The organism is Polynucleobacter sp. AP-Ainpum-60-G11, assembly GCF_018688375.1.
Classification (GTDB): domain Bacteria; phylum Pseudomonadota; class Gammaproteobacteria; order Burkholderiales; family Burkholderiaceae; genus Polynucleobacter.
Map to the genome: position 1 here is coordinate 1,015,196 of NZ_CP061318.1, position 12,878 is coordinate 1,028,073.

Genomic DNA, 12,878 nt, shown 5'->3' on the forward strand with positions numbered 1-12,878 from the left:
CTTAAGCAGATAAAGACCTGCTTAGGCAAAAACTGCCTTAGGTAACCAAGAATTCGCCAACCAAGGTTTTGGGATTTGAAACTCTTCTGGATACGCAATTTGAGCCAAATATAGGCCGGCTGGTGAGAATGTAGGCGCAGCAATACTCCGATCCTTGGCAGCTAAAACTTGAGCCATCCATTCCGACTTCTGCTTACCAACGCCTATTTGAATAAAGCTACCCACTAAATTACGGACCATGTGGTGTAAAAAAGCATTTCCTTTAATCTTGAAATACAGCCAAGGCTCATCTGAGAAGATCTCGATGGAATACATGGTCTTCACCGGAGTCTTGCTTTGACACTCGGAGGAACGGAATGAAGTGAAATCATGTTCACCAATTAAGCATTGAGCAGCCTGTCTCATGGCCTCAACATCAAACCAACGGTCTGCCGGCAACATGACATAACCAGCGCGATCAACTGCCATGGGAGATCGACATGGTCCAGCGTGTAATGCATAAATATAAGTACGCTCATGAGCAGAATACCGAGCACTAAACTCTTCAGAAACACTCTGAGCCCAATTGACCACGATAGACTCAGGCAAAAAAGTATTGACACCCCTCACCCAAGACCAATTTTCTCGCTCAACATCAACATCAAAGTGAACAACCTGCCCTAAGGCATGGACGCCAGTATCTGTTCGACCAGCGGTAATCACGCGAATGGCTTGGGATTTTGCGGCATCTGTTCCGACAAATGCGGAAATAGCTCTTTCTAGTTCATCTTGAATCGTGTTCTGATTAACTTGAGACTGCCAACCAGAATACGTACTGCCGTCATACTGAAGTCCAAGGGCAATACGCATCAAAGAATTTAGCTATTGCTATTTGAAATCTCAACCAACACACCTTTGGCTTCGACCACAATTTCCGGGTCGATTGATGCGCCAATACGAACAATCTCTTCAAGCGATTTTTTGGCAGCTGGAAAATCTTCAATGGTGATGTAGGCGCGGGCAAGATTTAATCGAACCCTCAACTCGTCAGGCGTTAGATCTGAGGTAGTAGGTTTGGCAACAGGCAGATCTAGGTTAATACTTCCGAAGAGCGCTTTGGCTTTATCGGACATACCATCATGATGATGCTCATGAGGCTTATGCTCAGCTGTGTGATGCACTGGTGATGAAGATTCAGGCTGATCGCTCTCATATGGATAATCGCGGGCTTGAATATCAGGCAAAGCACTTTTGCGAGACTGGCTCATAAAGAACCAGATCAATAGACCGGTTAATAGAACAAAAGCAATCAAGCCCAGAACAGCAGCTTTTACATTAAAGCCGCTCTTGCCAGCATCAATTACTTCGGGAACCCCTTGAACTTCAGCTAATAATTTTTTTAAGTCCGAAATATTCTTCTCTAACTCGAGGGATTTGGCATTGGTTTGTTCGAGGATTTTCTCTTGGGCAACTATTTCTTCTGTAATGCGTTTGGTATCCGCATCCTTGTCACCACTAGAGCCAATCTTTAAACGATTGGCGGGATTAACTACATCATCTACGCTAACCTCAACGCTAGCCTGATCACTCTTTTCCTCGACTAATTTTTGGGCAGCAGAATCTACAAATTTCTGAGCATCTTTTGAGTCAATCGCTTGCACGGCAGCGGGATCAGGAATCACAAGTTCAGCACCAGCCTGCAAGCGGTTGATGTTACCGCCAGCAAATGCATCTGGATTAGCTTGATATAAAGCCATCATTTTTTGATCAAGCGTAAATTCTGGCGAGCCAGGATCCATCTGTGAAGCAATTGAAGACAGCGTTTGTCCAGGCTCCACAATGAACTTGGGAACAGTACCATTTACAAATGTAAATATTCTGGTGATCGAACCCGATGACCAGTTTAAGGTCAGCAGCAAATCTACGAAGATATCTTCAGAGATTGGTACAGGCTTGACTGTTTCTACCAACACCATCAGTCGCTCATCTTTTGATCGATACACCATGACTTGAGCGTTGAAGTCTAATATCTTTGGTGAAATTCCAAGTCGCTCATACGCACTTACCGGCGGTATGGATGCTGATAAGGAGGATAAGAGGCCCTGCTCTTCAGCGGCCAGCTCGATTGGCACTTCAATACGAAGTGATTCTCCAGGACTGGATACCAAGTTTGCTTTGCCTAAACTAATGGCGAAGACACTACTGGATAGTGCTATACCAATGAATCCAGCAAAGATAAATTTGAGCATCGAAGTATTAGGCATTGCTATCCAATAAGATTCTGAGCATGCGGCGCAAGGGCTCAGCAGCACCCCACAAGAGTTGATCGCCTACTGTAAATGCACCAAGATATTCTGGGCCCATAGCCATCTTATGCAAGCGGCCAATAGGAACCGTCAAAGTACCACTGATAGCTGCGGGTGATAGCTCACGCTCAGTAGTCTCACGATCATTTGGAATGACCTTAACCCACTGGTTATCGTTCGCCAATATTGCTTCGATCTCTTGTAATGGAATATCTTTTTTGAGTTTGACTGTTAAACCCTGAGAATGGCAGCGCATTGCACCAACACGTACACACAGGCCATCAATTGGAATGCTTCCTGGAGTTCTAAATGCAGGACGACCTAAGATCTTATTGAACTCAGCGCCACCCTTCCACTCTTCCTTGGTTTGACCATTCTCAACAGGCACATCAATCCAAGGAATCAAACTGCCTGCCAAAGGCGTATTGCGGAAGTTTTTCTTTGGAAAATCGGGTGAACGCAAAGTCTCGGTAATTTTTCGATCGATATCTAAAATCCAAGAAGAGGGATCAGCCAATTCAGTTGCAACGCTGTCGCGTAAGGCGCCCATTTGCAAGAGTAGCTCACGCATATTTTGTGCGCCAGCACCAGATGCAGCCTGATAGGTCATCGCACTGATCCACTCAACCATATCAGCCTTCACTAAACCGCCCATAGCCATCATCATCAAACTGACAGTACAGTTACTGCCAATCCAGTTTTTTCCACCAGCTGCTAATGCTTTATCGATGACCGGACGATTCACGGGATCCAAAATCAGTACCGCGTCATCCTTCATGCGTAAGGCGCTGGCAGCATCAATCCAATGACCTTGCCAACCAGCGGCTCGCAATTGCGGGAAGATCTCATTGGTGTAATCACCGCCCTGACAAGTCAAAATGATGTCGCAACGCGAAAGCGCTTTGATGTCATTGGCATTCTGCAAAGTATTTTCGCTCTTAGTCACCTTTTGACCATTCAAGAGCGGCACTTGACCGCCTGCCTGGCTAGTACTAAAAAATATAGGCTCAATAAAATCAAAATCCTTTTCGGCCAACATCCTCTCCATAAGGACGCTGCCAACCATACCGCGCCAGCCGACTAAGCCTACTAATGGTGTTTTTGTATTTGCCATGATGAGTGATTTATTGAGTGTATTGATTTAAGGTGAGACGTTTTACTTGTAAGAAGTCTTATTTAGAAAGAGCTGCCACTACAGCATCGCCCATTTCAACAGTTGATACTTTTTTAGTGCCTTCGGTATAGATATCTGCAGTACGAAGCCCCTGAGATAAGACTTTTTGTACGGCCGCCTCAATACGATCGGCTTCTGCTGGCATGGCTAGTGAGTAACGCAACATCATGGCAGCAGAAAGAATTGTTGCCAATGGATTGGCAATCCCCTTGCCTGCAATGTCTGGCGCTGAGCCATGGCTTGGCTCATACAAGCCTTTATTGTTTTTATCTAATGAGGCTGATGGCAGCATGCCAATCGAGCCAGTCAACATTGAAGCCTCATCAGAAAGAATGTCACCAAATAAGTTACCAGTCACCACAACATCAAATGCTTTTGGCGCCTTCACCAATTGCATGGCGGCGTTATCTACATACATATGTGATAACTCAACGTCTGGATACTCTTTGCCTACACGAATCATGACATCACGCCATAGTTGGGATGTCTCAAGCACATTCGCCTTGTCGACGCTGCAGACCTTTTTACCGCGCTTACGTGCAGCCTCGAAAGCAACACGGCCAATACGCTCAACTTCTGGCTCGCTGTAATGCATCATGTCATAGCCTTCGCGCGCACCTTTAAATAAAGGAAGTTCAGACGTACGAATGCCTCGTGGTTGACCAAAATAGATATCACCATTGAGTTCGCGAATAATCAATATGTCCAAACCGCTCACAATTTCTGGTTTCAGACTGGATGCAGAAGTTAACTCGTCGTAACAAATAGCTGGCCTGAAATTGGCAAACAATTCCAAATGTTTACGTAGACCCAAGATGGCTTGTTCAGGACGCAGTTCACGAGCTAAGGTATCGTATTTCCAGTCACCAACAGCACCAAACAAAATTGCATCAGCACTTTTAGCAAGCTCTAAGGTTGCAGGTGGCAATGGATGACCAGCAACATCATATGCAGCGCCACCGACTGGAGCAGTCTCTAGATCAAATTTAGGGCCGAGCGCATTTAGCACCTTAACGGCTTCAGCAACGATTTCCGGGCCGATACCATCGCCTGGTAGGACTGCAATTTTCATGAAAGGCCTTTAACTCTGTAAAACTACGGCAGTTGTGTCGCAAGCCAAGGCATCTTGAGGATGCGCTCAGCTTCGTAAGCCTTGATTTTATCTGCATGCTGCAGGGTTAAACCAATATCGTCTAGGCCGTTTAGCAGGCAATGCTTTCTAAATGGCGCTACATCAAAGCTGTAAGCGGTGCCATCATGGGTAATCACTTGCTGGGCTTCCAAATCTACTGTCAGCTGGTAAGCGCTAAAAGCTAGAGTTTCATTAAATAAATGGTCTACCTGCAGCTCGGAGAGAGCAATCGGTAAGAGACCGTTTTTAAAGCAATTGTTGTAAAAAATATCGGCGAAACTAGGTGCAATCACAGCTCTAAAGCCGTATTGATCTAAAGCCCAAGGAGCATGTTCGCGGGAACTGCCGCAGCCAAAGTTCTTACGGGCCAACAGAATGCCAGCACCTTTATAGCGCGGCTGGTTTAAAACGAAATCTGGATTGATTGGTCGAGTGCTGCAATCTTGACCAGGTTCACCATGATCTAAATAACGCCATTCATCAAACAAATTCTGACCAAAACCGGTTTTTTTAATCGATTTTAAGAATTGCTTCGGAATGATGGCATCGGTATCCACGTTCTCACGATTGAGAGGGGCAACCAAGCCTTTGTATACCGTAAATTTTTCCATAATGATCTTTGCTAAATATCGACTGTGCGCTTACTTGACTGGCGTCACAACAACATCTTTCCCCTGAGTTTGGGACTGATTGGATGTATTGGAATTTTTGCTGCCACCCATGGAGTTGCCCATAGTTTGCAAATCTTTACCAACACCCTCCATCGTATTTGCACAAGCAGAAAGAATGATTCCTGCAATAGCAACGATAGTTAACTTTTTAATCATTGTGAAAGAAGACCAATTAAACACTGTATTTCCTTAAGAAATCTTACGAACATCAACAAAGTGACCTTCAATCGCAGCGGCAGCTGCCATTGCTGGGCTAACTAAATGCGTTCTTCCACCATTACCCTGGCGGCCTTCAAAATTACGATTCGAGGTCGACGCGCAACGCTCGCCTGGCTCAAGTCGATCGGCATTCATTGCCAAACACATAGAACAACCTGGTTCGCGCCACTCAAAGCCAGCAGCCTTAAATACACGATCCAAGCCTTCACGCTCTGCCTGAGCTTTTACTAAGCCAGATCCGGGAACCACCATTGCCAGCTTGACATTGGCAGCTACTTTTTTACCCAAGCGGTCTACCACCTTGGCTGCGGCACGAATATCTTCAATGCGGCTATTTGTACAAGAACCAATAAATACTTTATCAATTGAGATATTGCTTAACGGTGTATTTGGGACAAGATCCATGTACTCCAGCGCACGCTCCATTGCAGAACGTTTATTCGGATCACGCTCTTTCTCAGGATCTGGCACTCGGTCACTAATTGCAAGAACCATTTCTGGTGAAGTACCCCAAGTGACTTGAGGAGCAATTTCTTCAGCGCGTAACTCTACAACTGCATCAAATTTGGCATCCACATCTGAATGTAAAGTTCGCCAGTATTGCAGAGCGTGGCGTAAAGCCTCGCCTTTCGGGGCGTAAGGCCTACCTTGGATATATTCGATAGTTGTTTCATCAACCGCTACCAGACCAGCGCGAGCGCCAGCCTCAATTGCCATATTGCAGAGAGTCATACGACCCTCCATAGACAAATTACGGATAGCCTCACCTGCAAACTCAATGGTGTAACCAGTACCACCAGCAGTTCCAATCTTGCCAATCACAGCTAAGACGATATCCTTTGCAGTAGAACCTGGCTGAAGGCGCCCGTCAACCTTGACCAGCATATTCTTGCTCTTCTTCATGAGCAAAGTTTGGGTGGCCAATACATGCTCCACTTCCGATGTACCAATACCAAATGCGAGTGCACCAAATGCGCCATGAGTGCTTGTGTGCGAATCGCCACAAACAACTGTCATACCCGGCAAAGTTGCGCCCTGCTCTGGCCCAATGACGTGAACAATCCCTTGGCGCAGATCATTCATCTTGTATTGAGTAATGCCAAAGGCATCACAGTTTTGATCCAGCGTATCTACTTGTAGCTTTGAGATGGGATCGGTAATTCCCTCGGAGCGATCCGTCGTAGGAACGTTGTGATCTGAAACCGCCAGGTTTGCGGAAATACGCCACACTGGACGGCCAGCTAAATTCAATCCTTCAAAAGCTTGAGGGCTTGTCACCTCGTGCAATAGCTGACGATCTATATAAATCGTGGCGGTGCCATCTTGTTCAGAATAGACGACATGGTCATCCCACAATTTATCGTAAAGCGTGCGTGACATGTAAACCCTCTAAAGCTTTTATTTACGAACAGAAATGTTAGGAACCTTGCGTACAGTTTCTCCAACATATAACTGACGTGGACGACCAATCTTGTACTCAGGATCAGTGATCATTTCTTCCCACTGAGCAATCCAACCCACGGTTCTTGCCAAAGCAAAAATACAGGTAAACATTTCAGTTGGAACGCCTAAGGCGCGCTGAACAATTCCAGAGTAAAAGTCGACGTTTGGATAGAGCTTACGGCTAACAAAGTAATCATCTTCCAAAGCAATCTTCTCAAGCGTCATTGCCAACTTGAACAAAGGATCATTCTCAAGACCCATTTCTTTCAATACTTCGTGGCAAGTTTCCCGCATGAGTTTGGCGCGTGGGTCGAAGTTTTTGTAAACACGATGACCAAAGCCCATCAAACGAACGCTTGAATTCTTGTCTTTAACTTGAGCAATGAATTCATCAATCTTATCGACACCGCCATTTGCTTGAATCTCATTCAACATTTGCAAGCAGGCTTCATTTGCACCACCGTGTGCTGGGCCCCAAAGGCAAGCAATACCAGCAGAAATCGCAGCAAATGGGTTGGTTCCAGAAGAACCGCACAAGCGAACTGTAGATGTTGAAGCATTTTGCTCATGGTCAGCATGCAATGTGAAAATGCGATCCAAGGCGCGAACCAATACTGGGTTCACCTTGTATTCTTCACATGGTGTCGCAAACATCATGCGCATAAAGTTAGCCGTGTAGGACAAAGAATTATCAGGATAGATAAATGGCTGGCCAACAGAATACTTATAAGCCATCGCAACTAAAGTTGGCATCTTCGCAATCAAACGAATTTGCGCTACTTCACGCGCCTTAGGCTGACTGTAATCAATCTCATCATGGTAGAAGGCAGCCATTGCGCCAACCAAGCCAGTCAACACTGACATTGGATGAGCATCGCGACGGAAGCCACGCAAGAAGAACTGCATTTGCTCATGAACCATGGTGTGGTGCATGACCATTTCTTCAAAATCTTTTTTCTGACTAGCGTTTGGTAACTCACCGTTCAAGAGCAGATAGCAAACTTCCAAGAAGTCGCAGTTGTGTGCAAGATCTTCGATTGGGTAGCCTCGATAGAGCAACTCGCCCTTATCGCCGTCAATATAAGTAATCTTGCTATTACATGAGGCTGTAGAAAGAAAGCCTGAATCGTAGGTGAACTTTCCAGTTTGACCGTAAAGCTTACGAATATCAATTACGTCAGGACCAATCGTGCCTTTATAAATTGGCAAGTCGATATCTGGTGTGCCGTCCGAAAACGATAATTTTGCCTTGATGTCCGATTCAATCATTTCTAATCCTTAGTCATTCAAATTGATGATTAATACACTATTTGATCCTGTACCCACTCTGCTTCTACACCAAAATGCTGAATTATTTCTGTCTCAGCTTTTGTAAAACCGCCTTAAATGAGGCTTCTTGTGATTCTTTTTCTAATGCCGCCACAGAATCTTTTCGACCGATTAATAAATCCATCAGGTCATTGTCTTCTAAGGCCAGCAGTTGACTTAATACTATTCCGTCTTCTGCATTGAGTTGGGCACCGTAACGCTCAAAAAAACGCTGCAGAATTAAATCGTTTTCAAGCAAACCCCTGCGGGCATCACTCTTTAGGCGATATAACTCTGCATTGCTGAGGGTCATACTGCCCTGCGGACCATCAATTCCTTGATCTTTCCAATTGCTTTGGTCGGATTCAAATGCTTAGGGCATACGTCCACACAATTCATGATGGTATGGCAACGGAATAAACGGTACGGATCTTCCAAGTTATCCAAACGCTGCGCAGTATCTTGATCACGGCTATCAGCAATAAAGCGATACGCCTGGAGCAAACCTGCTGGACCAACAAACTTATCTGGATTCCACCAGAAAGATGGGCATGATGTTGAGCATGATGCGCACAAGATGCACTCATACAAACCATTCAACTCTTCACGCTCCTCAGGACTCTGGAGACGCTCTTTCTCAGGAAATGGAGTGTCATTAACTAAGTAAGGCTTGATAGATAAATACTGCTTGAAGAACAATGTCATATCGACAATCAAATCGCGCACGACTGGCAAGCCAGGTAATGGGCGCAATGTGATGACTTTTGGCAAGGTCAACATATTTGTTAAGCAAGCTAAGCCATTCTTACCATTGATGTTCATTGCATCAGAGCCACAAACACCCTCACGGCAAGAACGACGATAGGAAATGGTTTCGTCTTGTTTCTTTAAAGAAATCAAGGCATCTAACAACATGCGCTCACCAGTCAATTCAAGCTCGTAACGCTCCATGCGAGGAGCTGCATCGACATCTGGATCGTAGCGGTAAATTTCAAATATACGAATATCACTCATGTTTAATTTCTCTTCGCTTAGAAAGTACGTTCTTTAGGAGGGAAAGACTCAACCGTCAATGGCTTCAAAACAACCGGCTTGTAATCCAAGCGATTGCCTTCGCTATACCAAAGCGTATGCTTCATCCAGTTGTCATCATCACGATGTTGATGGTCATCATGTGAATGCGCACCACGACTTTCAGTACGCGCTGCAGCTGAAATCATTGTTGCGTTTGCTGCTTCAATTAAGTTAGCAACTTCCAAAGCTTCGATACGTGCTGTATTGAAAATCTCTGACTTGTCTTTGAGCCACAAGTGTTTAGCGCGCTCAGTCAGTTTCGCCATTTGACGAACACCTTCATCCATCAATTCCTGATTGCGGAATACACCAGCGTATTTCTGCATGGTTTTGCGAATGTCGTTCGCAACGTCTTGTGCATACTCACCAGATGTAGAGTTATCAAGAGCAGCAATACGAGCCATAGTTTGCTCACCAGCATTCGCAGGCAATGGCTTGAACTCACGATTCTTGAGGTCCATTGCAACGATGTGATTACCAGCAGCACGACCGAACACTAATAAGTCGAGCAATGAGTTTGTACCCAGGCGGTTTGCACCGTGAACGGATACGCAAGAGCACTCACCAATTGCATAGAGGCCATTAATGATTTCATTATGTTTGCCGTTAGCTGGCACCACAACTTGACCATTGATGTTGGTAGGAATACCACCCATCTGATAGTGAATAGTTGGCACAACCGGAATTGGCTCTTTAGTAACGTCAACGTTAGCAAAGTTGATACCGATCTCATAAACAGAAGGCAAGCGTTTCATGATGGTCTCGGCGCCGATATGCGTTAGGTCGAGAACAACATAATCGCCATTAGGACCGCAACCGCGCCCTTCTTTGATCTCTTGGTCCATGCAGCGTGAAACGAAATCGCGTGGAGCTAAGTCTTTATAGGTTGGAGCGTAACGCTCCATGAAGCGTTCACCATCTTTATTACGCAAGATGCCGCCTTCACCACGACAACCCTCTGTTAACAATACGCCCGCACCAGCTACGCCAGTTGGGTGGAATTGCCAGAACTCCATATCTTCCAAAGGAATACCTGCGCGTGCTGCCAGACCCATACCGTCACCGGTATTAATGAATGCGTTTGTAGAGGCATCCCAGATACGGCCTGCACCACCGGTAGCCATCATGACTACTTTAGTTTCCAGGATGTAAACCTGACCGGTTTCCATTTCGAGCGCAGTTACACCAACAACATCACCTGCGTCATCACGAATGAGGTCAAGTGCCAACCACTCTACGAAGAAGTTGGTTTTTGCACGTACGTTACGCTGATACAAGGTGTGCAACATGGCGTGACCAGTACGGTCGGCAGCTGCGCAAGCGCGTTGAACGGCTTTCTCGCCGTAGTTGGCAGTGTGACCACCAAAAGGACGTTGATAAATCGTGCCATCTGGATTGCGGTCAAACGGCATACCAAAGTGCTCGAGCTCATAAACAACCTTAGGAGCTTCACGACACATAAATTCGATCACGTCTTGGTCGCCCAACCAATCAGAACCTTTGATGGTGTCGTAGAAGTGATAGTGCCAATTATCTTCACTCATGTTGCCCAGTGATGCACCGATACCGCCCTGTGCAGCAACTGTGTGTGAGCGAGTTGGGAAGACTTTAGTTAATACCGCAACGTTCAGGCCAGCTTCTGCTAATTGCAAAGAAGCGCGCATACCTGAACCACCTGCACCAATAATTACCGCGTCGAAACGGCGGCGTGGCAATGCTTTTTTAATCGCGGTCATTGAATTACACTTTCCACAAAATTTGTACGGCATAGGCCGCACAGGCTACGAGATACAAAACAGTTAACACTTGCAGTGTTAAACGAATGCCGACAGGCTTGATGTAATCCATCCAAATATCACGGATACCAATCCAAGCGTGATAGAACAAGCTAATAAAGAATAAAAGCGTCAATAGCTTCATGAACTGATTGCCAAACAATCCAGCCCAACCTTCATACGTTGCGCTACCCGTAATGCAATAGTCAACTAGTAAAACGACTGTGAATACCACCATCACAATGGCAGTAGCACGCTGGATAATCCACTCTTTAAGGCCGTAATGGGCGCCAACAACTAAGCGCTTCGGTCCAATTTGATAAATAGGCATTCGATTTCCTTAATGAAGTAGTGCTTAGTACAAGCCAAATAGTTTGAGACCAACAACCGCAGTCAGAGCAAGACCCAAGAAAAATACAAAGATCGCTGAGCGATTTGCATCGGCCTTTTCAACACCAATCTCCAGATCTAACAAGAGATAACGGATCCCGGCGCAGAAGTGGTGCAAGAAAGACCAAATCAAGCCAAGCAGAATAATTTTTACAAGTACGTGACCAGTAATGGCTTGGAACTTTTCGTAACTCATCTCTGAAGCCAAGCTTTGGTCAAGGAGATAAAGCAAGAAAGGCAACATCAAAAACAGCGCTGCCCCACTAATACGATGAAGAATTGATACTTTTCCAGCCCAAGGAAGGCGGTATTTGATCAACTGGGCAAGACCAATATTTCGATAAACCGGTCTATCTTTTTTTACGTTTTGCTGTGCATCAACCATGGGCAATCTCAATCTTTCGGTGGAGGTTCAGTGTGGCTTTGTTGTGTTGCAACATATTCTATTGGAAACCTTGGGGGTGGTGGGGACTTTTTAGCGTTTAAAGGGGTTAAATAATGGTTTTTACTGATTTTTAATGTACCGCTTAGTTCAACTTATTGTCGTAGTGCTGATCAGAAGTGTCATACCTAGCGCGACGAATTTCTACTGGTTTATTCCCGTAGGTAAATGCAACACGTTCAACGGAAAGCAAGGGGGTGCCTTCGGGAAGTTCTAAATACCCAGCAAGCTCTGGATTTGCCAAAACTGCCTTAATCTTCTCCTCCGCCCTCACCATATGGGTGGCGTACTCACTTTCGTAAAAGGCATACATAGGGCCAGGCCAGGCATTGAGGGCATCTAAAGTGAGCCCCTTAAACCGCCCTTCCGGCAACCAAATCTCCTCAAAGACAATTGGGCGCCCTGCAGAGCTTTGAACTCGATCAATGCGAATCACGGGATCGCCCGCCTTTAATTTCAGCAGTTGGGCAATATAGGGGTCAGATTGGGTGTTTTCACAGGCTAAAAACTGGTTTTTTAGGTGTAACTTATCACCAGAATCAGGCTCTAAGCGTAAAAAACGGTACTGAAAGTCTTCCTCTTGGTGGGTAGCCACAAAAGTACCCTTACCTTGACGGCGAACCAGTAAATTTTGGGCCGCCAACTCATCGATCGCCTTACGGACAGTACCCTGGCTTACGGCATACCGAGCTGCAAGCTCCATTTCACTAGGAATAGCGTCACCTGGCAACCATTCGGAGGCCTGCAAACTAGCCAAAATCATGGCTTTAATCTGCTCATAAAGTGGGCTAAATGAGGCAATGGGTTCAGATATCAATGACAAATTAACTCCAGGGCAGCTTCTATTGGATAAAATTCAAGCTTATCTCATATCTTATATAAGACATGATTGACAGTGTAAATGGAAAGTCCATACACTTGAATGGATAATAGAAAAGATTTCATTAATTAACCTCAACTGGAGT

The 12,878-nt window shown here is 45.4% G+C and carries 14 protein-coding genes; all 14 read right to left on the minus strand.

Translation table 11 applies throughout. The features are described from left to right. Nucleotides 1-21 precede the first annotated feature (21 nt). Nucleotides 22-852: a tRNA pseudouridine(38-40) synthase TruA gene (truA, locus tag FD971_RS05300; RefSeq protein ID WP_215333248.1), complete on the minus strand. Its 831-nt coding sequence runs from the start codon at nucleotides 850-852 to the stop codon at nucleotides 22-24. Between the two features lie 5 nt (nucleotides 853-857). After that, nucleotides 858-2,243 (minus strand): FimV/HubP family polar landmark protein, encoded by a 1,386-nt coding sequence (locus tag FD971_RS05305; protein ID WP_215333249.1) that lies wholly within the window; start codon nucleotides 2,241-2,243, stop codon nucleotides 858-860. Then, entirely contained in the window at nucleotides 2,236-3,399 is a 1,164-nt protein-coding gene (asd, locus tag FD971_RS05310) for an aspartate-semialdehyde dehydrogenase (protein WP_215333250.1), read from the minus strand. The genes FD971_RS05305 and asd overlap by 8 nt, the downstream gene beginning before the upstream one ends. A 58-nt stretch (nucleotides 3,400-3,457) precedes the next feature. Continuing rightward, a complete protein-coding gene (gene leuB, locus FD971_RS05315; RefSeq protein WP_215333251.1) occupies nucleotides 3,458-4,531 on the minus strand; it encodes a 3-isopropylmalate dehydrogenase in 1,074 nt (357 codons plus the stop codon). A 23-nt stretch (nucleotides 4,532-4,554) separates the two neighbouring features. After that, a complete protein-coding gene (leuD, locus tag FD971_RS05320) occupies nucleotides 4,555-5,202 on the minus strand; it encodes a 3-isopropylmalate dehydratase small subunit (RefSeq protein WP_215333252.1) in 648 nt (215 codons plus the stop codon). 30 nt (nucleotides 5,203-5,232) lie between these two features. After that, entirely contained in the window at nucleotides 5,233-5,418 is a 186-nt protein-coding gene (locus FD971_RS05325; RefSeq protein ID WP_251368583.1) for a hypothetical protein, read from the minus strand. Between the two features lie 33 nt (nucleotides 5,419-5,451). Further along, the gene (leuC, locus tag FD971_RS05330; protein ID WP_215333254.1) at nucleotides 5,452-6,861 is read right to left on the minus strand and encodes a 3-isopropylmalate dehydratase large subunit; all 1,410 of its coding nucleotides are present in this window, start codon (nucleotides 6,859-6,861) and stop codon (nucleotides 5,452-5,454) included. 18 nt (nucleotides 6,862-6,879) lie between these two features. After that, nucleotides 6,880-8,193 (minus strand): citrate synthase, encoded by a 1,314-nt coding sequence (gltA, locus tag FD971_RS05335; RefSeq protein ID WP_215333255.1) that lies wholly within the window; start codon nucleotides 8,191-8,193, stop codon nucleotides 6,880-6,882. 82 nt (nucleotides 8,194-8,275) lie between these two features. Then, a complete protein-coding gene (locus tag FD971_RS05340) occupies nucleotides 8,276-8,545 on the minus strand; it encodes a succinate dehydrogenase assembly factor 2 (protein WP_215333256.1) in 270 nt (89 codons plus the stop codon). Beyond that, entirely contained in the window at nucleotides 8,542-9,246 is a 705-nt protein-coding gene (locus tag FD971_RS05345; protein ID WP_215333257.1) for a succinate dehydrogenase iron-sulfur subunit, read from the minus strand. Before FD971_RS05345 ends, FD971_RS05340 begins: the two co-directional genes overlap by 4 nt. A gap of 17 nt (nucleotides 9,247-9,263) precedes the next feature. Then, nucleotides 9,264-11,042 carry a succinate dehydrogenase flavoprotein subunit gene (gene sdhA, locus FD971_RS05350; RefSeq protein WP_215333258.1) on the minus strand — a complete coding sequence of 593 codons (1,779 nt, stop codon included), beginning with the start codon at nucleotides 11,040-11,042 and terminating at the stop codon, nucleotides 9,264-9,266. A gap of 4 nt (nucleotides 11,043-11,046) precedes the next feature. Beyond that, a complete protein-coding gene (gene sdhD, locus FD971_RS05355) occupies nucleotides 11,047-11,412 on the minus strand; it encodes a succinate dehydrogenase, hydrophobic membrane anchor protein (protein ID WP_215333259.1) in 366 nt (121 codons plus the stop codon). Nucleotides 11,413-11,436: 24 nt separating this feature from the next. Then, on the minus strand, nucleotides 11,437-11,856 hold the full coding sequence (gene sdhC / locus FD971_RS05360) for a succinate dehydrogenase, cytochrome b556 subunit (protein ID WP_215333260.1): 420 nt from the start codon (nucleotides 11,854-11,856) through the stop codon (nucleotides 11,437-11,439). Between the two features lie 142 nt (nucleotides 11,857-11,998). Next, nucleotides 11,999-12,736 (minus strand): GntR family transcriptional regulator, encoded by a 738-nt coding sequence (locus tag FD971_RS05365; protein ID WP_215333261.1) that lies wholly within the window; start codon nucleotides 12,734-12,736, stop codon nucleotides 11,999-12,001. Between the last annotated feature and the right edge of the window lie 142 nt (nucleotides 12,737-12,878).